Annotated in this window: 19 protein-coding genes and 1 tRNA gene; 13 read left to right on the top strand and 7 right to left on the bottom strand. The window is 56.2% G+C overall.

Annotated elements, in window-relative coordinates; all coding sequences use genetic code 11:
• The first annotated feature begins 37 nt into the window (after nt 1-37).
• Complete coding sequence (locus IEW09_RS08910) at nt 38-1600, top strand: FecR family protein (RefSeq protein WP_188553802.1); 1563 nt, start codon at nt 38-40, stop codon at nt 1598-1600.
• A 24-nt stretch (nt 1601-1624) separates the two neighbouring features.
• On the opposite strand, the gene rsmA is transcribed toward IEW09_RS08910, so the two are convergent.
• Nucleotides 1625-2434: a 16S rRNA (adenine(1518)-N(6)/adenine(1519)-N(6))-dimethyltransferase RsmA gene (rsmA, locus tag IEW09_RS08905; RefSeq protein ID WP_188553801.1), complete on the bottom strand. Its 810-nt coding sequence runs from the start codon at nt 2432-2434 to the stop codon at nt 1625-1627.
• Nucleotides 2435-2508: 74 nt separating this feature from the next.
• On the opposite strand from rsmA, the gene glgA reads away from it, so the two are divergent.
• Together glgA and IEW09_RS08895 are read left to right on the top strand one after the other, a co-directional pair.
• The gene (gene glgA / locus IEW09_RS08900; protein ID WP_188553800.1) at nt 2509-3957 is read left to right on the top strand and encodes a glycogen synthase GlgA; all 1449 of its coding nucleotides are present in this window, start codon (nt 2509-2511) and stop codon (nt 3955-3957) included.
• 84 nt (nt 3958-4041) lie between these two features.
• Nucleotides 4042-4128, top strand: a tRNA-Leu gene (locus IEW09_RS08895).
• Nucleotides 4129-4506: 378 nt separating this feature from the next.
• Here IEW09_RS08895 and IEW09_RS08890 read toward each other — a convergent pair.
• The 3 genes from IEW09_RS08890 to IEW09_RS08880 all read right to left on the bottom strand — a co-directional run bounded on the left by IEW09_RS08890 (nt 4507) and on the right by IEW09_RS08880 (nt 6965).
• Nucleotides 4507-5151: a dihydrofolate reductase family protein gene (locus IEW09_RS08890; protein WP_188553799.1), complete on the bottom strand. Its 645-nt coding sequence runs from the start codon at nt 5149-5151 to the stop codon at nt 4507-4509.
• Between the two features lie 40 nt (nt 5152-5191).
• Nucleotides 5192-5590, bottom strand: coding sequence for a YciI family protein (locus IEW09_RS08885; protein ID WP_188553798.1), 399 nt, complete (start codon nt 5588-5590; stop codon nt 5192-5194).
• Between the two features lie 121 nt (nt 5591-5711).
• Nucleotides 5712-6965, bottom strand: coding sequence for an RNA polymerase sigma factor (locus IEW09_RS08880; RefSeq protein ID WP_188553797.1), 1254 nt, complete (start codon nt 6963-6965; stop codon nt 5712-5714).
• 166 nt (nt 6966-7131) lie between these two features.
• On the opposite strand from IEW09_RS08880, the gene IEW09_RS08875 reads away from it, so the two are divergent.
• The 9 genes from IEW09_RS08875 to IEW09_RS08835 all read left to right on the top strand — a co-directional run bounded on the left by IEW09_RS08875 (nt 7132) and on the right by IEW09_RS08835 (nt 21623).
• The gene (locus tag IEW09_RS08875) at nt 7132-8547 is read left to right on the top strand and encodes a hypothetical protein (RefSeq protein ID WP_188553796.1); all 1416 of its coding nucleotides are present in this window, start codon (nt 7132-7134) and stop codon (nt 8545-8547) included.
• A 444-nt stretch (nt 8548-8991) separates the two neighbouring features.
• Entirely contained in the window at nt 8992-10338 is a 1347-nt protein-coding gene (locus IEW09_RS08870) for a glycosyl hydrolase family 28-related protein (protein ID WP_188553795.1), read from the top strand.
• Nucleotides 10339-10969: 631 nt separating this feature from the next.
• Nucleotides 10970-14641, top strand: coding sequence for a TonB-dependent receptor (locus IEW09_RS08865; protein WP_188553794.1), 3672 nt, complete (start codon nt 10970-10972; stop codon nt 14639-14641).
• A gap of 68 nt (nt 14642-14709) precedes the next feature.
• A complete protein-coding gene (locus IEW09_RS08860) occupies nt 14710-16563 on the top strand; it encodes a CRTAC1 family protein (RefSeq protein WP_229739204.1) in 1854 nt (617 codons plus the stop codon).
• On the top strand, nt 16560-17339 hold the full coding sequence (locus tag IEW09_RS08855; RefSeq protein ID WP_188553793.1) for a tetratricopeptide repeat protein: 780 nt from the start codon (nt 16560-16562) through the stop codon (nt 17337-17339). Before IEW09_RS08860 ends, IEW09_RS08855 begins: the two co-directional genes overlap by 4 nt.
• Before the next feature lie 209 nt (nt 17340-17548).
• Nucleotides 17549-18430, top strand: a complete 882-nt coding sequence (locus IEW09_RS08850; protein ID WP_229739203.1) for a ThuA domain-containing protein — start codon at nt 17549-17551, stop codon at nt 18428-18430.
• 86 nt (nt 18431-18516) lie between these two features.
• Complete coding sequence (locus IEW09_RS08845) at nt 18517-19692, top strand: Gfo/Idh/MocA family protein (RefSeq protein ID WP_188553791.1); 1176 nt, start codon at nt 18517-18519, stop codon at nt 19690-19692.
• A 62-nt stretch (nt 19693-19754) separates the two neighbouring features.
• Nucleotides 19755-20714 (top strand): sugar phosphate isomerase/epimerase family protein, encoded by a 960-nt coding sequence (locus IEW09_RS08840; RefSeq protein ID WP_188553790.1) that lies wholly within the window; start codon nt 19755-19757, stop codon nt 20712-20714.
• A gap of 42 nt (nt 20715-20756) precedes the next feature.
• The gene (locus tag IEW09_RS08835; RefSeq protein WP_188553789.1) at nt 20757-21623 is read left to right on the top strand and encodes a hydroxypyruvate isomerase family protein; all 867 of its coding nucleotides are present in this window, start codon (nt 20757-20759) and stop codon (nt 21621-21623) included.
• 108 nt (nt 21624-21731) lie between these two features.
• On the opposite strand, the gene murQ is transcribed toward IEW09_RS08835, so the two are convergent.
• On the bottom strand, nt 21732-22700 hold the full coding sequence (murQ, locus tag IEW09_RS08830) for an N-acetylmuramic acid 6-phosphate etherase (RefSeq protein ID WP_188553788.1): 969 nt from the start codon (nt 22698-22700) through the stop codon (nt 21732-21734).
• 259 nt (nt 22701-22959) lie between these two features.
• Here murQ and lepB point away from each other — a divergent pair, with 259 nt between their 5' ends.
• Nucleotides 22960-23502, top strand: coding sequence for a signal peptidase I (gene lepB, locus IEW09_RS08825; protein ID WP_229739262.1), 543 nt, complete (start codon nt 22960-22962; stop codon nt 23500-23502).
• A 79-nt stretch (nt 23503-23581) separates the two neighbouring features.
• On the opposite strand, the gene tpiA is transcribed toward lepB, so the two are convergent.
• Both tpiA and IEW09_RS08815 read right to left on the bottom strand, forming a co-directional pair.
• The gene (tpiA, locus tag IEW09_RS08820) at nt 23582-24340 is read right to left on the bottom strand and encodes a triose-phosphate isomerase (RefSeq protein ID WP_188553786.1); all 759 of its coding nucleotides are present in this window, start codon (nt 24338-24340) and stop codon (nt 23582-23584) included.
• Between the two features lie 104 nt (nt 24341-24444).
• Nucleotides 24445-25659 (bottom strand): phosphoglycerate kinase, encoded by a 1215-nt coding sequence (locus IEW09_RS08815; protein ID WP_188553785.1) that lies wholly within the window; start codon nt 25657-25659, stop codon nt 24445-24447.
• Nucleotide 25660 lies beyond the last annotated feature (1 nt).

The raw sequence follows: 25660 nt of genomic DNA, 5'->3' as shown, positions 1-25660 counted from the left end.
TGTCTAACCTTGAGGCTCAGGTTGTCTGGAGGTTGCCATGGACAAGCATAGACGGTATACGGGCTGGGTGGTAATGGTGGCGACGTTCTGCCTGCTGTTTGCAGGCTGGACGGCAGAAGCGCGAGCAGACAATCCTCAGGTACGTGCTGCCAGGCTGAGCTTCCTGCAAGGCACCGTCAATGTTGACCATATCGATAACACCGGAAGCGATCCGGCACAGATCAACATGCCGCTGCCCCAAGGAGTCCGCGTATCGACGGGACAGGACGGACAGGCAGAGATCGAGTTCGAAGACGGCAGCGTGGTGCGGCTGACGCCGAACAGCTCGCTGGAGCTGACTACCCTGGCCGCGGATGCGAACGGCAACCTGTCGACCGACCTTACGCTGGTGAATGGGCTGGCGTACGCCGAGTTGCGTGCAGCGGAGAAGTTCGCCTACAGCATCAACGCAGGCGGCGTACAGATCTCGCCGGTCGTCGATGCGACGGTCCGCATCGATATGGACCAGCCGCCGGCGGAGGTTTCGGTGCTGGACGGGACAGTGCAGGTCGATGGCGGCTCGGCCAACGGCGAGGGTTATAAGACGAACGTCAATTCGGGAGAGACCCTGACAGGAGATGCTGCCGACGCGGGGCGCTACTCGCTGGACCGACAGGTAGCGACAAACTCGTGGGACCAGTGGAACAACGATCGCGACACGGCGGCGCAGAATGAGGCGACCAGCCAGACCGATGCGCGCAATGACTATGCGGGCGAGGCAGGCTATGGCTGGTCCGATCTGGACGCCAATGGAAGCTGGTACAACGTTCCCGGACAAGGGGAAGTCTGGCAGCCGAATGTAGCGATGGATGCCAGCTTCGATCCCTATGGCTATGGAAGCTGGGTGTGGTATCCGGGCAGCGGCTATGTGTGGGCGTCGGGCTACAGCTGGGGATGGACGCCGTTCCGTTGCGGCAACTGGTCGTATTGGGATGATTTTGGATGGGGATGGCAGCCGGGGCTTGGTTGCGGCGGCTTTGGCGGCTGGGGCTTCGGCGGCGGAGGCTATGTGATCAACATCGTGAGCTTTCCACGAAACTATCGCATCCGTCCGGTGCCGGTGCATGGCCCGGTAAGGCCGCGTCCGATCCATATCGGTCATCCTATAGAGAACCCGGTGCATGCACGCCCGATACAGGGGATGCGTACCATTGCTGGACGTGCGGTGCAGCCGATCCGTCCGGTTCAGGGTGCTTCGGCCTCCTTTATGGGAGCAGGAGCACATCCGGTTGGTGCATCGCTGCGGCGGGATTTTCCTGTGAGTGGGACTAACCATCAGCCTGAGTTGGGAATGCGACCGGGGATGATCGAGCGGCCGCAGCCATCGAGTGAGCAGCGCTCCTTCCGCCCACAGCCGCAGATGAGGCAAGGTGTGCCGCAGCAGCAGGCGCGTCCGGCAGAGCCGCGTTATGCTCAGCCGCAACAGCCGCGGTACACGCAACCTGCGCAGCCGCACTATGCGCCTCAGCCTCATTACGCTCCACCGCCACAACCGCATTATGCGCCGCCGCCGCCACCACCGGCTTCGCATTCGGCTCCGGCATCCTCTTCGCATAAGTAACGCGAGGGAACTTCCAGGCTGGTTTTAGGCTGGTTTCATCTCGGGCAGGGCCTTGTAGAGCTGGGCAATCGACTCCAGCGGCAGGGCCTCTGCGCGTGCCTGCGGTGGGATGCTGTCGGGCCATGCGGCGGCGAGCTGTTCGGCAGAGTATCCGGCGGCACGGAGGTTGTTCTGAAGCGTCTTACGCTTTTGCGCGAAGATCTGCTTGAGGAATGCATCGAAGCCGGGAGCATCAACACCCAGCTCGGCGAAACGCGGGGCAAAGTGGAGACGCAGTACCGTGGAGTAGACATCGGGTGGCGGTGAGAAGGCCGCGGGCGGCAGTGTGAAGAGATGTTCGACCTGCGCGTTCATCTGCGCCGTGGCGGAGAGCAGGCCGTAGTCGCGGACTCCCGGCGCGGCGGAGACGCGGTCGGCAACCTCGCGCTGCATCATGAGGACGGCCCGGGAAACGATGCCTGCACTGCCGGCGGCGAAGAGCTTCAACAGGATATCGGAGGTGATGTAGTAGGGCAGATTGCCGATCACGTCCACGGCTTCGCCTTCGGGGACAAGGGTGCGAAGGTCGGCTTTGAGGACGTCGATCTCGACGATCTGTACCTGCGGCTGGTTGCGGAAGCGGAAGGTAAGCTCGGCGGCGAGAGCGGAGTCCAGTTCGAGCGCGATGAGGCGATGACAACGGTCGGCGAGTATCTCGGTAATGGAGCCGTGGCCCGGGCCGATCTCGATGACGGTGCGGCTGCGAAGGTCGCCGAGAGCATCGACGATAGCGTGGCGTGCGGTGTCGTCAACAAGGAAGTTCTGGCCGAGTTTTGGTTTGCGTTTCATGTGCATCCAATGAAGAGTGACTGGCAACGCCAGTCTTTGTATAGACTAACGGTTTAGTGGCGAAGATAAAGGACGACTGAATGCATATCGTATTTGCAGCATCGGAGTGCGCTCCCTGGGCGAAGACTGGCGGACTTGCAGACGTGGTGAGCGCGTTGCCGCGTACCTTGGTAAAGCTGGGCCACAAAATCAGCGTGTTTATTCCGTACTATCGGCAGGTAGCGAAGGCGGTGCCTCGCGCCCCGGTGGTTCTGCCCAGCGTGACGATTCCGTATCCGTCGTACAACCGCTTTGTGCGCATCCTCGATGGCGGCGTCACCGAGGGCGTACAGATGTACTTTGTCGATTGCCCGGAGTTCTTTGATCGCGAGAGCTTCTATTCGACTCCTTCCGGAGATTATCCGGACAACGCGGAGCGGTTTGGGCTGCTGAGCCGCGCTGTGATCGAGGCATCGAAGGTGCTGGGCATTCCGGATGTCTTTCATGTGCATGACTGGCAGACGGCAATGCTGGCGGTGCTGCTGCGCTCGACCTATTATTTCGACCCGGTGCTGCGACGCGTTCCGGCGTTGCTGACGATTCATAATGCGGGCTATCAGGGCTGGTTTCCGCCGCAGACGATGGAGACGCTGCTGCTGCCGTGGGACATGTTCACCTTCGACAAGCTGGAGCAGAACGACAAGGTGAATTTTCTGAAAGGCGGCATCGTCTACGCTGACGCCGTTACGACTGTCAGCCGCACTTATGCAGAAGAGATTAAGACGCCGGAGTTTGGCAGCGGACTGGAGGGCGTTTTACAGCAGCGAAGCGGCGATCTGGTGGGCATTCTTAACGGGGTTGATTACGAAGAGTGGGACCCCGCCATCGACCCGCATATTGCAGCCCACTATACCGCCGACGATCTGGCAGGGAAGCGAGAGTGCCGCCGCGACCTGCTCCATGCCTTCGGACTGCGGGACGTGAAAGATGAGACTGCCGTAATTGGCGTGGTCTCGCGCTTTGCTACGCAGAAGGGCTTTGACCTGATCGTCGAAGTGATGGACCGGCTGGTGCAGGAAGATATGGTGCTGGTGATGCTCGGCAATGGTGAGGAGTACTACGAGCGCCTGTTAACGGAGATGGCCGCGCGCTACCCTTCCAAGGTAAAAGTACAGGTGAAGTACGACAACGTGATGGCGCACAAGGTAGAGGCGGGTGCAGACATGTTCCTGATGCCGTCGCGCTATGAGCCGTGTGGGTTGAACCAGATCTATAGCCTGAAGTATGGCACGGTTCCTGTCGTCCGCGCTACGGGTGGCCTCGAAGACACGATCGACGAGCAGCCGGATGGTGGAGGCAATGGCTTCAAGTTTTGGGGATACAGCGCTGATGCTCTAATGGACGCTTTGCACCGAGCCCTTACCGTCTTTCGCGATAAAGAAGCATGGACCAAGATGATGCAGCGTGGAATGGCGCAGGACTTCGCCTGGGACAAGCCGGCACAGGAGTACCTCCGGATCTATGAACGGGTGATTCAAAACCGAAGCTAAGCAGGTATTTCTGCAAGGCAGCAAGTAAAATGACGAGGAAGGATTCTGTAACCTGCAGACTCCCTTATAATAAGAATTCATCCAGCCGGGATGGCGGAACTGGCAGACGCAGCGGACTCAAAATCCGCCGAGGGCAACCTCGTGGGGGTTCGACCCCCCCTCCCGGCACCATAGAATCAATGATTTATGAAATCAACGCATCTTCGGATGCGTTTTTCTATGCTCAGACTATGACCAAAGCTATGGAACCACCGCTGTATGACGTATCTAGCGATTTAGGGCTGTCATGCTGCTGCACCCGGCATCGCTCCCAGCTGATGTCGAGTATGCAAATCGAGTTCATTGCCGGCCCGGCGCTTCTGGATGAGCGCATTGGCTGCTAACTGAGAGCGTGGCGATCACACATTTGGTCATCAGGCATACAGAAAATCATCGATTGATTAATGCATTAATGGATCAATCAATCGATGATTGGCATGAGCCACTCCGAACCGGAGATCAGTGTCTGACAATTGGTGCAGGGCAGTAGAGCAAGCCGGGATTCGGCTTCTATCCTTTCGTGAGTACAACGTGCGTTGCGTGCTCTGTAGCTACGTGCTCGGTCACAGAAAATCCTAAGGCGCGCAGGTCGATGCCGCTAAGAAGTGCTTCGCCCTGGCCGAGGGCAACCGGTGAAAGTGCAAGCTGGAGGGAGTCGATCAGCCCAGCCTGCAGATACTGCCGCACGGTGGAGACACCGCCTCCGATCTTGATGTCCTTGTCACCCGCTGCTTGTTTCGCGAGCCTCAGCGCCTCTTCGATTCCGCCGGTGACAAAGTAGAAGGTCGTCCCGCCTTCCATCACGATGGGCTCTCGCTCGTAGTGGGTGAGAATGAAGGTCGGCGTGTGGTATGGCGGATTGGGCCCCCACCATCCCTTCCACGAGTCGTCCGGCCACGGGCCACGGACCGGACCGAACATGTTGCGGCCAAGGATGAAGGCGCCAAAGTTTTCCATCGCCCGCCGACCGAACGTGTCGTCCACACCGGTCGATCCGTCTTCCTGCCCAAGCATGGCGCGGAACGTCCTGGTATGAAAGAACCACTGAAAGAGCTCTGGACCGCGCTTGCCTAGCGGATCGTCCAGGCTCTGCTCTATCCCTGCTCCGAAGCCGTCCAACGAAAGACCAAATCCTGCGACACGAACCTTTGACATGTATGCTCCTCGCTTTTGAAGTTCTGATTAGTTGCAGCCGTTATCGCGGAGTGTTCTTTCCCCGTCGCTGCTCGCTCTCTTTTATCATTGCGTTCAAATCCGCCACTGGACGTATCTCGAACGGCCCCATCTTCACTCCGGGATGTTGCGAGATGAGCTGAATAGCGTGATTGAGATCGCGGGCTTCGAGCACAAGGATTCCACCCAATTGCTCCTTCGTCTCCGCGTATGGGCCGTCCGACACTGCAACCTTTCCGTTCTTCCAATACAAGGTCATTGCCGTGTTGGCCGGTTGGAGAGCTTCGCCGGCAGCAAAGTGCCCATTGCTCCGCAGCTCGTCGTCGTAGGTGAAACACTCGTCGAGCATGGCGTTACGTTCGCTCTCAGACAGGTTTTCGAACTTGCCCGGCTGGATGTATCCCAAACAGATGTATTTCATATGTTCCTCCTTATTTCCTGTGAATCAGAGCGCCGCAGCTTATCGTCTTGTTATCAGATAGTCGTTTGAGAGACAGAAAATCGACAGCCGCTCAATTTTTAAAGTTCAATTGCCTGTTTTTTTATTTCAACTGCCGAAGTCGCTCTTCGAGGAACCTCCGTTCCGGTTCCTGTTGGGTCAGCGCCAGAGCTTTCTCATACGAGGACCGGGCTTCCGTTGTCCTGCCGAGCCTGCGGCACATGTCCGCTCGGGCTGAGTGCGCCAGGTAATAATTTGCCAGTTCGCCATGTTCCAACACCGCGTCGATATGCGCCAGACCGACCTCTGGGCCATCGCGCATGGCAATGGCTACGGCACGATTTAGTTCAACGACCGGCGAAGGTTGAATTCGTACCAGCCGGTTGTAGAGCGCGACGATCTGCCGCCAGTCAGTCTCAGCGGCTGATTCCGCCTCTGCGTGAACGGCGGCAATTGCAGCCTGTAGGGTGTAAGAGCCGAAGCGGTGGGACCTCAGCGCTCTCTCCACCAAAGCCAGACCCTCCGCGATCTGCTCCCGGTTCCAGAGTGAGCGGTTTTGATTTTCCAGCAAGACCAGCTCTCCGGTCGGCGATGTTCTCGCGGCGTGACGGGATTCCTGGAGCAACATCAGGGAGAGCAGTCCCATGACTTCGGGCTCCGGCAGGAGTTCGCTTAGCAAGCGGCCCAGTCGAATCGCCTCGGCGGTCAGCTCGGCCCGCGTTACCTCTGCTCCTGCCGCAGCCGAATAGCCCTCGTTAAAGACGAGATAGATGACCTGAAGCACAGCGTCCAGTCGCTCCGGTAGTTCCTGCGACGACGGCACCTGGTACGGAATGCGTGCGTCTCGAATCTTTGCCTTTGCGCGCACAATGCGCTGCGCCAAGGTACGCGGAGTGATGAGGAAGGCCTTCGCAATCTCCTCGGTAGTCAGCCCGCACACCTCGCGCAAGGTGAGCGCAACGTGCGCTTCCGGCGGTAGAGAGGGATGACAGCAGGTAAAGATCAGGCGCAGCCGGTCATCCTCAACGCTGTCCTCTTCGTTGGAGCTTTGTGCCATGCTCGCTTGTGCTTCGAGATATCGCGCAAGCTCGTCTTGAGAGGCATCCAATCGTGCGCGCCTACGCAGCGTATCAATGGCTTTGAAGCGGGCTGTCGAGATCAACCATGGCCGCGGACTATCGGGTACACCGCTGCTCGGCCACAGGCCCAGCGCAGCCGCAAAGGCTTCGTGCATCGCCTCCTCGGCAAGATCGAAATCACCGAGCAAGCGGATCAGCGTTGCAAGGATCCGTCCCGAATCCACGCGATACAGGGAGTCGAGCAATTCGCGTATCTGCTCCGTGGAACGCTCGGACATGACGACGACTTTAGCAAACCGGCTATACCGAATCAATTGGCAAACGGCGGATCGATGCAAAGTGCCAAGGTCCTTTCCATAAATAGCAAAACTTGAGATATTCAACACTGATCAGGGTTCATTGCCCGCTTGTGATCCTCCTGATAGCATTGGGGTTTCCTTCCCCATGTCTTCAACCAATCAAATCGCTGAACGTACCGCGGAGATCGCAAGGATTCTTGCGACGGAGAATGACCTGAAGGCCTTCCAGCAGCATATGGAGGAGGTGCTTCGCGGAGAGGCTTTTCGAGGCAGCCATCGCAGTGCGCAGTTTCTGCGCTTTGTGGTCGATCAGGCGGTCGGTGGTCACGGTGAGGAGCTGAAGGAGCGTCTGATCGGGATTGAGCTGTTTGATCGATCGCCTAACTACGACACGGGCGAGGACGCGATTGTGCGCGTGACGGCGAGCGATGTTCGCCGGCGCCTGCTACAGCACTATGGAGCCTGCGGCACAAGGTCTGAGTTTCGGATCGGTTTGCCGCTGGGGTCCTACGTGCCGGAGATTGCACGAGATGTTTCTATTAAAGCCGATGCAGCGGATGAGAAGGAGATAGAGCAGGCGACGGAGGGACAACCCGACGCTCCGGTTGCTGCTTCGACTCTGCCGCAGGAAGAAGCGGCTGCCTCGGTGGAGGAGGATGCTTCTTTGTCGAAGCCTTCCTCACCTTCCACGATACGGAGTTTTTGGACTTGGAGGAGGTTGTTGCTGTGCGGCGCGGGGATGATCGCCGTCGTATGCATGTTTACCTTCTGGCAGATGTCGCGGGAGGTTCGCGTCAATTCGGGATCGGTGTGGGGCGCGCTCTTTGGTTACCGCTTGAGCACGAAATTAATTACGAGCGACCCGAATATAGCGGAGGTTCAGACCATGACCGGGCGGACAATCACTTTGTCCGACTACGCGAACCAGCGATACATCCCAGACAAGGAGAAGGTGTCGCCGCAGCAGATGACACTCTTCACGGCGATCTTGCAGAGGGACCAGGCTGCCTCGGTCGATCCGGGGATTGCGGTGAATATCGCGCAGTGGATGGACCAGGCGAAGGCTGGACATCTGACGATCCAGTCGGCGCGTGACCTGCGCTTTCCGGACCTGCTGAGGGACGGGAACTTTATTCTGCTGGGCAGCCCGCTCTCGAATCCGTGGGCCCTCTTCTATAACGATCATGTGGACTTCCGCTTTGTCTTCGACCAGAGTACAGGGCAGGAGATTGTTGAGAATCGACATCCTCGCAGCGGTGAGTCCGCGAAGTATGTGCCTACGGCGCTGGGTTTTGCCACCGGGCAATCGTTCGCCGTCGCAAGCTATCTGCGTAATCCCGACCACCTTGGGCATGTGCTGCTGATCGCCGGGGCTGATGCTGAAGGAACTGAAGCGGTGGCTGACCTGGTGACGGACTCGGCTGGCTTGATGGCGGTGATGAACGGATGCGGTTTGCTCCACAGGTCACCTGTGCCGAGCTTCCAACTGCTATTGCGGTTGAGCACGATGGCTGGGTCGCCTGCGCACACCGATGTGATCGCGTGTCATCAGCTTCCATAAGCTTATCGGTGTCTCTAATTCATTATTTCTCTCCATCCTTTAATTAAAGATACGACCGCTGAGAGGGGCTCTCGGGAATGATCCCTTGTAAAAGGGAAGGTCGGTCTGAACGATTCTTGGCGCGCTTGAGATTTTGCTTGTGGGGAGGAACAGCGGATTCCTTCGCTGCGCTACGGAATGGAAATACAAAAGAGATAGAGATATGGAAAGGCAAAGGTGTGAGGCGGGCTTTACCGTAAGCGTTCCGTTAGGGCATAAAGGTGTCGATTTTCAAAGAATTATGAGGGGTTAGGCAACCGCGCTAACGTTGCGGCACCCCGGATCGCTGTCTGTAGATTGGTTGCAAATGGTTGAACAATCCAAATGCCCGCTGAACTTTATCGCTGATTGCTGTTGTCGTTGTCGTGTAGCGATTGATGCTTTGGTATGGGGAAGGAGCTAACGATGACTGATCCGATGACGGTTAGAGGGATGCAAGCAACATCGCGGCGCAGACTGCTTTCGCTGGGGTGCGCCGGAGGGATGATGGGGTTGATGGGGATGCCGGGTGTGGCGCAGGCAGCCGAGAGTAAAGGCGGTCCGGTTCCGGGGATGAAGAATGTGATGGACTTCGGTGCGCGGGGTGAGGGGAGCACGGACGATACGGCGGCGTTTCAGCGGGCGCTCGATGCGACGCATGCGGCGGGCGGCGGCACGGTGTATGCACCTCCGGGGAAGTATCTGTTTCGCGGCACGCTCGATGTGCCGGAGGGCGTTGCGCTTCGAGGCTCTTATCTGTGCGTGCCATCGCATGCAGGATTACGGGACAAGGGGCAGGCGAAACCGGGTGATGATGGCACCGCACTTTTTGTGACGAACGGGCGAGGGCAAGAGGATGGGAAATCCTTTCTTACGCTGAACAGCAACAGCTCGGTGAATGGGCTGACGATCTTTTATCCGGAGCAAGATGCAGAGAGTGTGCCGGTGGCGTATCCGTGGACGATTGCGATGCGCGGAAAGAACCCTGCGGTACAGGATGTTGAGCTGCTGAATCCTTATCTGGGGATCGATGCGAGCCAGAACGAGCGCCACAATATTCGTAACGTAACGGGACAGCCGCTGCGGCGCGGCATCTGGGTGGATGCGATCTATGACATTGGCCGGATTGAGAATGTTCACTTCAATCCATGGTGGAACTCACACAGCAAGGCCTATCGCTGGCAGACGGAGAACGGAGAGGCGTTTGTCTTTGGCCGGTCGGATTGGGAGTATGTGTTCAATACCTTCTGCTTTGGCTATCACGTTGGGTATAAGTTTGTGGAGACCTCGACGGGCGGATGCAATGGCAACTATGTCGGCATTGGTGCGGATGATTGCAATCGTGCCATCCTCGTCGAGCAGTGTGCGCCATATGGTCTTCTGATTGTGAACGGCGAGTTCACCTCATTCCACGGGGAAGACCCTACGATGGTCGAGGTGCTTGCGAGCAATCGCGGTGTGCTTCGCATCAGCAACAGTGCGTTCTGGGGACCATGCCAGCAGATCGCGAAGGTGGGAGGAAGCGGCACGGTAGGATTCAGTGATTGCACGTTTGTGCAGTGGAGCAAGGAGGGAGAACATGCCGCGATCCAGGCGTCCTCCGGCAGCCTGCTGGTGCAAGGGTGCGAGTTTCTTGAGAGGAAGCAGCACATTGCGCTGGGTGAGGACGTGGACCGCGCTGTGATCTCCGGCAATCTCTTTGCCGGGCCTGCGCAGATTCAAAATGCATCGAAGCATGATGTTCAGATTGGGTTGAATGCGGCTTCGTCGTGAAGCGGATGGAGATGCTTCGTAGCACTCTCTAGAGCGGTTCTCCTCCAGATGTAGTTTTGGTGATTCGAGCAAAACGCAGATTCCCTCGGGAATGACAAACAGAGTTTCTCTGCCACAGCGATGTCTGACGATCTCAGTCGTGATCGAAGCATCGCTGTGGCTTTGTCTGCTTCATGCTTCGCGCACGTAGAAGGGCTAGTTGGGTCAAATGGTTTTATGTATCCACTGTTAACTCTGCACAGTCCGTGTAAGTTGTTTATTTTCAGCGCGAACGAAACCAGTTAGCCGCACATTCTAACGTTGTCGGAACAAATGGAGCTCGCCTAGAGTGGCAACTGCAATTGGAAGTCAACTGAAAGGGTTGGTCTACCAGTTGAAGATCCCCGTAAGAAATGAAGCGGTATTTTGGAGAGTCCCTGAACGACAGAAGACAAATCTGATCGTTCCATTCTGACAAAGACAGTGTGAGGCCGAATTGGATCAGAAGGTGTGAGCAAAGGTGCGAATCTGCTCGACGAAACCGAATCGACGCTTTGATACGGTTTCGACGCCAGAGCAGGTACTCATCTCTGACCAGAGATTCGATCCCACCAACTATTAAGGCACTTCATAAGAGGCCAAGGAGGACCGAATGACGCAACGAAAAAGAGGTTGGCTTAAGTATTTGAATTTGAGTCTGGTGTTGATCGCGATGTTCTGTACAAGTATGTTGTGCTTTGCTCAGACCGATCGCGGCAGCGTATCAGGAGTTGTGACCGATCCGTCGGGCGCGGTAATCTCGGGAGCCAAGGTCACTGCCACCAATTCCGCAATGGGTACACAGCGGTCTACTGTTACCACTGGAGCTGGAAACTATACCGTGCCGCAGCTGCCTGCGGGCGTCTATTCGGTTACGGTGGTTGCGCCGGGCTTTAGCACCGGGGTCCATAGCGGAATCACGGTTCTGGTTGGGCAGACGGCGCGTGTCGACCTGCAACTGACGGTCGGGCTGGGCACGACGACGGTTCAGGTGACGGCTGACGCACCACTGTTGAAACTCGATACTCCGCAGAACAATATTCAAGTCTCCACGAAAGATATGAATGAGTTGCCGCTCAATATTACCGGCATCGGAGCTGTGCGCGATCCGATGAGTTTTGCGGCGCTTGCTCCCGGCACCATTGCCGGAGGTTGGAACGATATTCACATCAGCGGCTCACCGGCTACGACGTACCGTGTTTTTATGGATGGCCTGGACGATACTTCGGCGGTCAAGGGCGCCATCTCCGATGAAAATCAGCCCTCTGTCGAATCGCTCGCCTCACAAGAGCTTCTGGTGAACAACTACTCGGCGGAGTTTGGCCAGTCGGCTGGCGGAATCTTCAACTACACTTCAAAGTCCGGCACCAATAAGTTGCACGGAACGCTCTTCACCTACTTTGAGAATGAAGCCCTGGACGCCGGACAGCCATTCAATTACACGTCAGACGGCCGTAACTATAATCCCCAGGAGCGGCAGCTTGATTTTGGCGGCTCTGTCGGTGGGCCGGTGGTGATTCCTCACCTCTACAACGGCCATAACAAGACGTTCTTCTTCTTCGCGTATGAGGAGTACTACAACAAGCAGACTCTTAATCAGGGAACGATTACCGTTCCGACGCTGGCGTATCGCAACGGCGATCTCAGCTCTCTTCTGCTCGGTCCTATTAAGGACTCCAGCGGAAACCCGGTGCTGGATTGCCTGGGTCGACAGATGATCAACGGCGCAGTTTACAACCCGGCGACGACCAGAACGGCAACCTGCACCAATGGGTCGACCGCAGTGGTGCGCGATCCATTCCCGAACAACTTTATCGGCGCGCCCAGCACATGGGACCCGGTGGCGCAGAAGGTCCTTCCTTACATTCCTACACCTTCGGGATCGACTGCCAGCGCGCTGACGAACAACTATCCGAATTTGCAGCCGAACAATAAATACCAGTACCTGACGAGCATCAAGATCGACCACTCGATCGGGGAGAGGTGGCACTTCTCGGGTTACTACATCAACGAACAGTCGAATAAAGACAATGCGGCTAACGGCATTAACGGCACGGCAACCCAGACACGGTGGAACACGACCCCCGCGCCGCAGGTGTATCTGAACGCGGACTTTACGGCGACGCCGAGGCTGGTGTTTCATGCCGGTTTCGACTTTACGCGGCACGATGCCCTGCAGAATTCGGCGATACAAAACTTCGATTCGACAACTCTTGGGTTGAATACGGCGGCAAATATGCCTGGCGGTGCTGCGCGTACCTTCCCGATTATTTACGGACTCAACGTTAACCGTTCGGGCGTTCCGCAGTTGGGTAATAACAACGCTCCGTTTTATGACGACAACTGGTATCCCACGGTTTCCGCGACCTGGGTGCATGGCAATCATACGTTCAAGTTCGGCGGCGATCTCCGTCACCAGGTGTTTGGCACGCACAACGATCTGTCGGCGGGAACGTACGGCTTTGATGCCAGCGAGACTTCACTGCCGTCGGCACAGGGTCAGAACCTTTATGGAGCCAGCATCGGAGATGCCTTTGCGAGCTTCGCTCTAGGGCAGTTGAACAGCGCCAGCATCGGGAACGACAACATCCAGTGGTTCCACCGCAAGGAGTCCGGGTTCTATGGCACGGATACCTGGAAGGCCACGAAACGAATTACGCTGAATTATGGGCTGCGTTGGGACCTCGAACAGATGCAGCAGGAGCAGCACAACCGGGTCACTCAATTCAGCCCGACTGTCGCGAATCCATCGGCGGGCGGCCTGTTGGGTGGAACCGAATATGAAGGGTATGGAGCAGGACGCTGCAACTGCATCTTCGAGAAGTTCTATCCCTGGATGATTCAGCCTCGTCTTGGCGTCAATTACATGCTGAATGATAAGACTGTGATCCATGTCGGGACTGGACTCTACAGCGGCCAGCAGCTCTTCATGAATGAGATCAACTACAGCAATCAGGGATTCGGCTTCAACACGGTGACGCTGAACAGCCCATCGTATGGCATTGCCGCCGGTCAGTTCTCCAACGGCATACCGTACAACCCGGCGGCCCTGACGGCGACTCACTTCGACCCTGGCGCCTACCCGAATGTGGGCCAGCTCAACTCGCCTCCGGCATTTATTGTTCCGAACAATGGCCGCCCGCCGCGCTTTTTCCAAACAACGATTGGCGTTGAGCGTACTCTCGCCAAGGACCTGTCGGTCGAAGCATCTTTCATCGACAACCGCGGTGTTTGGCTGTCATCGGACGGGTTGAGGGGATACAACCAGCTTCCTCCGTCGGTGCTAAAGAGCAAGTACGGTTTGGACGTTACCAATCCGGCTGACTTTGCTTTGTTGACACAGCCGATTAGCTCTGCAGCGGTGAAGGCGAGGGGCTTCTCGAAGCCGTACGATACCTTCCCGTCCGGAGCCAGCCTGGCTCAGTCGCTGCGGCCATTCCCACAGTTCAGCAGCGTGACCGATGCCTACGAGCACGATGGCAATACCTGGTATGACGCGCTTCAGGTGAAGGTCACCAAACGGCTCGGCTATGGTTTGTCGGGCGGTCTCGGTTACACATGGGCGAAGGACCTGGGAACGGTGTCGAGCACCGGAACCTACACTACAGCGACGGTGATTCAGGACCCGACTCTGTCGCCGAAGAGCCAGAAATCTTTTCTGGCGATCGACGAGCCGCAGATGCTGAACTTCTACTTCAATTATGAAGTGCCGAGAACGAGCTTTGCACAGAACGGCTGGAAGGCTGCGCTGTTTGCGGGCTGGACGTTCGACGGCATCTTCCACTACCAGAGCGGTTTTCCGATTCAAGTACCGGGATCGACGAGCACGCTGACTTCAGTGACGTTTGCCGACGGGGTTTTTGCAAATCGCGTTCCGGGACAACCGCTCTTTCTGCATGGCCTCAACAACCACAACGTCAACCCAAGAACGACGTTCTTCCTCAACCCTGCTGCGTGGGCCAACCCTGCACCTGGAACCTACGCCACTTCGAAGCCGTACTACAACGATTTCCGCGGCCCGAGATATCCCAGCGAACAGCTTGGCTTTGGCAAGGCCGTTACGATCAGGGAGGGGCTGCGCCTCTCGCTGCGCGCGGATTTCTTCAACGTCTTCAACCGCTGGGCATATCCAAACCTGAATGTGGGAAGTCCGTTTGCGACTCCTCAATATAACAAGGATGGAAGCATCGCCAATGGTTTCGGTTACCTTGGCAACAGCATCTCCGGCGCGGGCGGAAACTATGCTCCGAGGAGCGGTGAGTTGGTCGCGAGAATCCAGTTCTAAGCGTCAATTCACTGAAATCAAACAAGCAGGCCAGATGGATTTCATCTGGCCTGCTAACTTGTTTGAGCATGGGATTGTTGGATGGCGGGTTTTATTTGGATGTGGTTTTGGCGATTCGGGCAAACGCAGATTCCTTCGGGAATGACAAACAAAAGGACAAGCAAAAGGAATCAACAAAGGATGTCTTCGGTGTCGCGGTTGTATTTGGGGGAAGTGTGACGTTGGGAATTACGAGGCGTGAATTTGTAACAGGCCTGGCGGCTTTGAGCGCAGGAACTTTGAACGGCCAGGCGTTGCCGGTATTGCGCAGCTCTGGAGATTCCGGTATCGGTTCGGGGAAGTTGCCTGAGCAATACTTCGAAACATGGACAGCGCAGAAGACGGGAATCACATGGAAGCATGACAATGCTATTTCGACCATGCGCTACTTGCCCGAGTCGATGGGGCCGGGCGTGGCCATCTTCGACTATGACAATGACGGTTGGATGGATCTGTATTTTGTGAACAGCGGCCCGTGTGATTTCTTTCAGCCCGCGAAGCCGTTGCGCAATGCTTTGTATCGCAACAATCGGGACGGCACCTTTACCGATGTGACGGAGAAGGCGGGTGTGGCGGGAAGAGATTTTGGCATCGGCGTTGCTGCCGCCGATTATGACGGCGATGGATGGACCGATCTTCTGGTGACGACGTATGGGCGGCTCATTCTGTATCACAACAATCACGATGGGACGTTTACGGATGTGACCAAGGCTGCGGGCCTGGATGAGCCCGGCCTGTTCACCAGCGCTGTGTGGTTCGATTCGGACAACAATGGTCTGCTCGATCTGTTTGTCTGCCACTTCGTGAAGTACAACAAGTCGCAGGAGCGTGATTGCAGCACGGGCGGAATTCGGCATTATTGCTATCCCAGGAGCTACGATCCATGGCCAAGCCGTCTTTATAAGAACAATGGCAACGGGACCTTTACGGATGTGAGTGCCTCTTCCGGCATTGGGAAAATTTTCGGGAAGGGCTTTGGGGTGGTCGCGACAGATATCAACAACGACGGCCTGTTGGACCTCTTTGTTGCTAACGATTCGGTTCGCAACTTTCTGTATTTGAACAAGGGCGGCGGCAAGTTTGAAGAGATTGGTTTTCAGGCCGGAGTAGCGTATAGCGCGGATGGCGCGGCGCGTTCGGGCATGGGCGTGGATGCGATTGACTACGATGGAGATGGGCGGCAGGACCTTTTTGTCGCGAACATCAGCCGCGAACGCTATTCGCTGTATCGCAATGTTGGTGACAATAGTTTTCAGGATGTGGCTGGAGCGACAGGGATCGGCATGGCGACGATGATGGATGCGGGATGGGGCTGTCGCTTTGCCGATTTCGATCTGGATGGACGGCCCGATTTGATTTTGGCGAATGGGTATCCAGATGATCTGATCGAGTCGATCAACAAGACCTTGCACTATAAGGAGCCGCTTTTGCTCTTTCATAACAACGGCACCGGGTTTGATAACGTCAGTGATGCGGGAGGGCCGGCCTTCAAGGGAGCGTATCCAGCTCGCGGGCTTGCGGTGGGCGATTTAGATAATGATGGGCGTGTGGATGTGGTAGTCGCCATCAATGGCGATGCTCCGTTGGTGCTGCACAATATCGTTCGCAACGGGAACCATTGGATTGGTCTCAATCTTGTTGGGCTTGCGGTGGGCGCGAAGATTACGTGGTCGGCCAATGGCGTTGAGCGCGGCATCTTCAAACGCGGCGGCGGAAGCTATCTTTCTTCGTGTGATCCGCGAGATGTGCTGGGGCTGGGACCGGCTGAGTATGCCGACTGGATTCAGGTGCAGTGGCCCGCGGCGATTAATCGCACGGACCGCTTCGAACATGTGCGTGCGGGCAGGTACTATTCTCTGGCACCCGGAGGCAAGCTTCTATGATTTGGCTTCTTGCACTCCAACTCGCAATCGGGCCAATGCAGCATTACGAGAAGGCGCAACAGGATTTTGTGCAGCGGAAATTTTCCGACGCCGTGAGCGAAGTCGATGCGGCCCTGCATGAGAGGCCAGACATGGTTCCGGCCCTGGTTCTGAAGGCGCGGCTGGCTATGTTTGCGCATCGTCCGGATGTTGCCAAGAGCTGTTTGATCACTGCCGTTACGGTTGATCCATCCTCGGAAGACGCGCAATTTTTTCTTGGGGTGGTTTATTACGTGGAGAACGACTTCAAGGTAGCGATCTCACCGCTTCAGGAAGCGCAGTCGCTCTCTCCTAAAAATCCGCTGCCCGTGTTCTATCTTGCGATGACGCACGAAGCACTGGGAGATGCGACGCAGGCGTTAGACCTTTACCAGCAGGCGGAGAATCTTTCGCCGGAGAAGTCGCCGCAGAGTGCGTCGATTCTGGTTGCGTATGGGCGGTTCCTGTTTTCAATCGGCAAGGTCAAAGATGGGATGGAAAAATATCGAGCGGCCGTCGAGCGAGATCCCGAGTCTCGCGATGCGCACTACGAGCTGGCAAAGGGACTGGACCAGGAGGGAGATTTCAAAGATGCTGCGCAGGAAGGAGAGCTGGCCCTGAAGCTGCCAGTGCTCGGCACCAGCGATGCTCAGATCCATTTTCTGTTGGCTAAACTTTATTGGAAGTTGAAACAACCTGACCTGGCAAAGGCACATATGGAGAAATTCAACGATGCACCGCAGACGACAAGCAGATAATCTATGCGCTATTTCGCCGCAGTAAGTGAGGCAGATTGACACATCCTGGCTTATTCCATAGGGTGTTTGTGGCAGGCATCTAAGCGCGGCAGAGACATGTAAATAAGTCGCAGCGGAGGCAAATGATCCAGAGTTTCGTTGGATGCCATGTCTGAATGAGCTGCCGAGCATATTCGGTTGAAGGTATTTCTGCTACTCAAGGAGATCATGTGCGCCGTCCCTGGAAGCTTGTATCGCTCTCCACCTCTCTATTAGTTGTTTGTTCGGTTTTTCTGGTTTCGGCAAATGCTCAGACCGCGTCAAATTCGACGCCTCCTCCTCCCCACGCAAAGCAGATTCACCTGAAGCATGTTCTGGTAATTGGCCAAACCAAAGGGTTCGAGCACGATTCTGTCTCCGATGCGATGGCAGCCATCTACAAGATGGGGCACGATAGTGGCTTGTGGGACACCACGATGCGAACGGACACGGAGCTGATTACCAAGAAAGACCTCGGCAGAAATGCGAAGAACCTTAACTACTTCGACGTTTTGATCTTTGCCAGCACCACGGGCGAGCTGGATCTGGATCCTAGTCAGAAGCAGGACATGATGTCCTTTATTAAGGAAGATGGAAAGGGCTTCGTCGGAATCCACGCAGCGCTGGACACGAACTATACCTGGCCTGAGTACGGAGAGATGATTGGCGGCTGGTTTGACCAGCATCCGTGGATGACATTCAACGCGCCCATCATCAACGAGGATCCCTCTTTCCCTGCGGTGCGCCACTTTCCGCATGCGTTCGTGAAGTACGACGAGATTTATCAGCCGAAGGATTGGTCGCGAGATAAGGTAAACGTTCTTCTTAGCCTCGATCCTTCGAAGCTCGATTACTCAAACAATCCTCGCATTCACAGGGCCGATCATGATTTTCCTGTCGCCTGGTCGAAGATGTACGGTAAGGGAAGGGTCTTCTATTCGACGCTTGGACATACGGAAGAGTCCTGGAACGATCCTGATATTCAGAAGATGTACTTTGAAGCAATCAAGTGGGCATTGGGCATGACGGAAGGCAGCACGACTTCTCATCCGCGTCCGGCGCCTCAACACTAGCGCAGCAGGATGAATCTATTTTTAGAAGGGTAACGCGCGCCTGAGTACTGCTGCTATTTAGTTATGCTCAAGTGTGGGGGAGTGCTATGAGAACGCTTGGAATGGGTTTGGTTGGGCCGGGATTTATTGCGGCGCACCATATCGATGCAGTGAGAAGGCTGGGTGATGTCGAGGTGGTTGCGATTGCCGGATCGAGCGAACAGTCGGCAAAACGTAAGGCCCAGGAATATAAAGTTGATCGGGCTTATGGCGACTACAAGGCGTTGATTGCGGATAAGGATATCGCTGTTGTCCACAACACGACGCCCAATCACCTGCATTTTCCTGTGACCATGGCGGCATTGGAGGCGGGCAAGCACGTCATCTCGGACAAGCCGCTGGCGCTGAATGTCGACGAAGCGCGCAGACTGCGTGATGCGGCTTTCGCAGCCGGAGTGGCGCATGTGATCACCTTCAACTATCGAGGAAACCCTCTTGTTCAGCAGGCGCGCTCCATGGTTGCTAGCGGCGAGTCGGGTGGTGTCAGCTTTGTCCATGGGTATTATCTTCAGGACTGGATGACCGATCCGAATGTCTACTCCTGGAGATCCGATCCGTCGAAGGGTGGAGCAAGCTCGGCGCTTGGAGATATTGGTTCGCATTGGTGCGATCTCGCTGAGCATATGTCCGGTGTCAAGATCGATTCAGTTCTGGCCGATCTGACGACCGTGGTTCCGGTGCGCTTCTCCGCGGGAGCATCTGCTGAGGCGTTCTCGGTGAATCAATCCGCCGAGCGTACGCCCGTCAATGTACAGAGCGAAGATTTGGCCAGCGTACTGCTTCGGTTCAGCAATGGAGCCAAGGGTACTTTTTCGGTTGGTCAGGTGCTGCCGGGGCATAAAAATGATCTGCAACTTGAAGTGAACGGACGAAAGCTGTCATTGAAGTGGCGGCAGGAAGAGCAGAACGAGCTTTGGATTGGGCGGCATGATCGTCCGAATGAGATGATGGCGAAAGATCCTTCGCTTGTCTCTCCAGAGGTTCGTCGCTACGTTCATCTGCCTGGTGGGCATCAGGAATCGTGGGCGGACGCATTCTGCAACCTCATTCGCGATGCTTACCACTGGATTCGCGAAGGTGGAGTTCCGTCGGCAAAGCCGGAGATGTTGCCGACGTTTGAAGATGGGTACAGATCGGCGTGTGTTGTTGATGCGATGCTCAAAAGCCATGCGGCTGGCGGAGTATGGCAGAAAGTCCATTACACGGCTGCTCAAGAAAAATAGTTGGAAGCCGGGCTAATAAACTGGTTTGGCGAACTTTATCTGCATCACTCAGGAGCAACAGGATGAAACTTGGAGTCTTCACGCCGCTATTGGCTCAACTCCCGCTCGAGACGGTTCTCGGCAAATTGAAGTCTCTCGGCATTAGCACCGTTGAGTTGGGAACAGGGAACTATCCGGGCGATGCTCACTGCAAGCTCTCAATGCTGGAAGATGCTTCGGCGCTCAAGGAGTTTCAGCAGAAGCTCAAGGACAACGGATTCAGTATCAGCGCGTTGAGTTGCCACGGAAATGCGCTGCATCCGGATGAGGCTCTGGCGAAACAAGCGCAGGAGGTTAGCCGGAAGACGATTCTTTTAGCTGAAAAGCTTGGCGTCTCGACGGTGGTCGATTTTTCCGGATGCCCGGGAGACTCCCCTGAGGCCAAGGCGCCCAATTGGGTTACATGCCCGTGGCCACCGGAGTATCTCCAGGTTCTTGATTGGCAATGGAAGGAAGTTGTGGAGCCATACTGGGTCAAGCATGCGGCGTTTGCCGAACAGCATGGCGTGAAGATCGCAATTGAGATGCATCCGGGGTTTGTCGTCTATAGCCCAGAGACGATGTTGCGACTGCGCTCGATTGCAGGGCCTTCGATCGGGTGCAACTATGACCCCAGCCATATGTTCTGGCAGTCGATCGATCCTATTGCGGCAATCCGTGTTCTTGGCGATGCGATCTTTCACGTCCATGCCAAAGACACGCAGATGTATCCGACGAATCTGCCAAAGACCGGCGTTCTCGATACCAAGCCTTATACGGACGAGTTGAACCGCGGATGGATCTTCCGCACCTGCGGCTTTGGCCATGGAGCAGAGTGGTGGAAGGAGTTTGTCTCGACGCTCAGAATGTGCGGATACGATAACGTGCTCTCGATTGAACACGAAGACAGCCTTCTTTCATCAGAAGAAGGACTCACAAAAGCTGCGCGCTTTCTCGACGAGATCGTGCTGAAAGAAAAGCCGACCGCTCCGTGGTGGGCATAACCCCTTCGCTGATATTTTCTACATTTATTTATTGGATTATCTATGCCCACACTCTCTCGTCGCCGCTTGATTCAAGGTACCGTTGCAGGAACTGTAGCTGCATATGCTTCGCAAACTGCCCTTTCACAGGGCGATGCCCCTATTCAGCGAAAAGGGCGTATCCATCAATCGGTCTGCCGGTGGTGCTATCAGAAAACTCCGCTCGAAGACCTCTGCGCTTATGCTGCACATATTGGATTGAAGGCGATCGATCTGCTCAATCCAGATGAGTATGAGATCCCTCGGCGCTATGGTCTTATCTGCAGCATGGGGTATGCGGGTGGTGGTGACATTCCGAATGGCCTCAATCGAATCGAGAACCACGACAAGATAGAAGCGGCCTTTCGCCAGAATATTCCTTTGGCCGCGAAGGCAGGCGTGCCGAACGTCATTACCTTCTCCGGCAACCGCAAGGGTATGTCGGATGAGGAAGGCGCTAAGAATACGGTGATTGGGCTGAATCGGCTGAAGAAAATTGCGGAAGACAATAATGTCACTATCTGCGTGGAACTGCTCAACAGCAAGGTGAATCACAAGGATTACATGTGTGACCATACCGCGTGGGGCGCGAATGTGATGCAGCAGGTCAATTCGCCTCACGTAAAGCTGTTGTACGACATCTATCACATGCAGATTATGGAAGGCGATCTGATCCGAACCATACAGGAGAACATTCAATGGATCGGCCACTTCCACACTGGTGGTGTTCCTGGTCGGCACGAGCTCGATGATACGCAGGAGGTGCAATGGGATGGAGTGATGCGCGGAATTCTCGCCACAGGGTTCCAAGGCTATGTCGCCCACGAATTTTTGCCGACACGCGATCCATTCACATCGTTGCGACAGGCTGTGGACCTATGCGATATATAGCAGCGAGACCGTTGACAGTGTCTCGATAGATCTCCAACCATCAATTTCATACATTTGATGGTTGGAGATAGTTTTTATGCGGAGAAGGCGATTAGAGTAGCGAAGGTCTTACAGTTCCAGCTTTGAATCGTCGATGGCGAGCCTGACATTGCCATCGGACTTGGTCAACCGGCGTACAGCTTCCATCTTGTCTACGTTCGCCTTGAGCATTACGACCGCGATGGGGATGGATTTGCCCGCAGACTTGATGGTGCGAATCGCGGTATCCCGGTCGATCTCGCAGACCTTCATCAGCACACGAATACCGCGCTCAACCAGCTTCGCATTCTTCATGTGCACGTTGACCATGAGATTGTCGTAGACGTATCCGAGGCGAGTCATGGCGCCTGTGGTGATCATGTTGAGGATCATCTTCTGGGCGCTTGCCGATTTCATACGAGTGCTGCCAGAGAGGACTTCAGGGCCTACCTCGGCGACGATGGTGGTGTCTGCAACGTCGCTGAGCGGGGTATTGAGGTTGCATGTGACGGCTGCGGTCTTAGCGCCGCGAGCACGAGCGTACTCCACTGCGCCGACGACATAGGGGGTGCGGCCACTGGCGGAGACGCCGATGACGATGTCCTTGCGGGTCGGCCGTCGTCGCGCAATGTCGCGCTGGCCAATCTCGGGTGAATCCTCATTGACATCGGAAGCCGAAGCAAGTGCCTTGGGTCCGCCAGCCATAATGTACTGGACTTGCGAAGGAGAAGTGGAGTAGGTTGGTGGGCACTCTGAGGCATCGAGGGAGGCGATGCGGCCGCTGGAACCGGCTCCAACATAGATGAGTCGACCACCATCCCGCAGAGATCGAGCCACGGTATCGATGACAATGGCAATCTCCGGCAGAGCTTTCTTAACGGCCGCGGCGATCTTGGCATCTTCATGGTTGATGATGCGTGCGATTTCGAGCGCGGATTTTGTGTCCAGGCCCTCAGACGCTACATTCACAGTCTCCGTGGTGAGATCGTGAAATTCCAGTGGAGCGCGATTTCCGGGTTTTGGTGTGGGGGGCTGCTCGAGCATGGTAAGGGTAGCCATAAATGTATCGCTGCTTCTTAACTTCCAATTTTAGTCCCATTGCCCTCTCATGCGTCAGAAAGGTTGTTGGGCGGCCTCGTAATCATTTTATGATCAACTAGATGGGATGCAAAACCCGGCAGTTTGTTTGCCTTGCCGAAGGCCAAGGTAGGCCGTCCTGTGGCAGGCTTTGACCAGGTGCCGGCGGGTCGGTTGCTGCGTCTAAATGATTTGAGGGAGTAGAGATAAGGTGCAGAGCGACGAGCAAAAGCCGGAACAGATTGAAGAGAGAGGGCATTTCGAGCAATCCGGCAAAGGGAGTCTGCGGTCATGGGTGCGAGATCTGGTCATCTCTGTCGCGGTGTCGGCGTTCATCATCATCTTTCTCTATCAACCGGTGCGGGTTGAGGGCACCAGTATGCTGCCCATGCTGAAAGATCAGGACCGGCTCTTCATCAATAAGATGGTCTACCGGGTGGAAGACATCCGGCGTGGTGATGTCGTCGTATTTCTCTATCCTCATGACCATTCGAAGAGCTACATCAAGCGCGTTATCGCGTTGCCGGGCGACGACTTGCGAATTGACCACGGCGAAGTCTACGTAAACCACAAGCGCGTGGTCGAAAAGTATGTGCCTGTGCGGTTTGAAGATGAACGCTCAGAGCCGGAGATGGTGGTGCCGCCGCATGAATATTTTGTGATGGGGGACCACCGTTCGATCTCAAGCGACAGCAGAGACTTCGGTCCGGTGGATCGAGATTTGATCTATGGCAAGGCGGCGTTTGTGTACTGGCCGATGGATCAGGCGGGAGTGGTGCGCTAAACGCAGTCGTCTGGCTTAAGCAAAGATGCCGCGTCGACCATAGGGGCAGCGCGGCATCTTTTATTGCGAGTCAGCTTTGCTATGCAGAAGCGTTTGCGATGATCTGCGCGAAGCTGTTGGGATCGAGGCTGGCCCCGCCGACCAGGGCGCCATCGATGTCTTCGAGGCAGCAAAGGCTGGCCGCATTATCAGGCTTGACCGAGCCGCCATAAAGGATACGAGTGCTGGCGGCGATGGCGGGGCTGAGAATCTCTGCGAGTTGAGCTCGAATGAAGCGGTGCGCCTCGTCTGCGATCTCGGGCGTGGCGGTGAGGCCAGTGCCAATGGCCCAGACTGGCTCGTAGGCGATGACCAGAGGGGTGGCGGTCGCGGCGTCGATGTCCTTGAGTCCGACGGTGAGTTGTCGCTGGAGGACCTCATTGGTGCGACCCGATTCGCGCTCTGCTTGTAACTCGCCTACGCAGACGATAGGTGTGAGTTGATGGGCGAGGGCGGCCTTGAGCTTCAGATTGACGGTCTCGTCGGTCTCGTTGAAGTACTGGCGACGTTCGCTGTGGCCGATCAGGACGTGGGTGACGCCGATGGCGGTGAGCATGACCGGTGAGGTCTCGCCGGTATAGGCTCCGTTGTCGTGCCAATCCATTGTCTGAGCTCCGATATGGACTTGAGTACCTTTGGTGGCCTCAAGCGATACTGCCAGCGAGGTCATCGAGGGGCAGAGAACGATCTCGGTCTTCTGCTGGTTGGCGACGAGCGGAAGGAATGCACCGATGAACGCGGTGGCTTCGGCAGGGGTCTTGTACATCTTCCAGTTAGCGGCAATCAACGGTTTGCGCATGTAAACTCTGTCTTCCCTCAAAGTATGGTGTTCTTTCTGCGAACTTGTGACGTAGTGCAGCGAATCGCTGGATTCGCTGCACTAGGATGTCGAAGAGAGTGTTGCTACTTATCCGTCAGTGCGGCGACGCCGGGGAGGATCTTGCCTTCGAGAAATTCGAGGCTGGCTCCGCCGCCTGTCGAGATGTGGCTGATTTTCTGGGAGACGCCGGACTGCTTGACCGCTGCTACCGAATCTCCGCCGCCCACGATGGTGATGGCATCATGATTGCCCGCTACGCAGTGAGCAATGGCGTGAGTACCCTTGGCAAACGCCGGCATCTCGAAGACGCCCATGGGGCCATTCCAGATGACGGTACGCGCATCGGATATCTCGGCTTCGAAGAGTGCGACCGATTTGGGGCCGATATCAAGAGCCATCAGATCGACATGAAAGGGATCGCTTCCTTCGTGGATCTGCGTCTTGGCATCGTGGGCAAACTTGTCGGCAAGGACGTGGTCGATGGGCAGAAGGAAACGCACGCCCTTGGCCTTGGCCTTGTCGAGTGCAGCTTTTGCCACGTCGATCTTGTCGGTTTCGACCAACGACTTTCCGGTGGTCTGGCCCTGCGCATTAAGGAAGGTGTAAGCCATGCCGCCGCCGATGATGATGGCGTCGGCCAATTCGAGGAGATTGTCGATCACCTGTATCTTGTCGGAGACCTTGGCACCGCCGATGATGGCGACGAAGGGCTTGTCAGGCTGATCGAGTGCCTTGCCCAGATAGGTCAACTCGCGCTCCATCAGCAGGCCGGCGGCGGACTGCTTGACGAAGTGAGTGATGCCTTCGGTAGATGCATGAGCGCGGTGGGCGCTGCCAAAGGCGTCGTTGACATAGATATCGCAGAGGGCAGCCAGCTTCTTGGCGAAGGCAGGATCGTTTGCCTCTTCTTCGGCGTGGAAGCGGAGATTCTCGAGGAGAAGCGTCTGTCCGGATTCGAGCTGTGTAGCCATCTCGGTGGCAACCTCGCCAACACAGTCCGGAGCAAAGGCCACATTTTCGTTCTCACCAAGCACGGCGTCGAGCAGCTCGCGCAGACGATCGACGACGGGGCGAAGGCTCATGGTTGCGACAGGTTTACCCTTGGGGCGGCCGAGGTGAGAGCAGAGGATCACTTTGGCCTTGCGACGCAAAGCATACTCGATGGTGGGCAGCGTCTCGCGGATGCGGGTATCGTCGGTGATGGTCTGGCCGTCCTTGGAGAGCGGGACGTTGAAGTCGACACGAATGAGAACGCGCTTGTTCGTAAGATCTAGATCGCGGATGGACAGCTTGCTCATT

It is taken from the genome of Edaphobacter dinghuensis (genome assembly GCF_014640335.1).
Taxonomy (GTDB): domain Bacteria; phylum Acidobacteriota; class Terriglobia; order Terriglobales; family Acidobacteriaceae; genus Edaphobacter; species Edaphobacter dinghuensis.
Note: the sequence above shows the minus strand (reverse complement) of the source record. Positions and strands in the feature narration are given on the sequence as shown.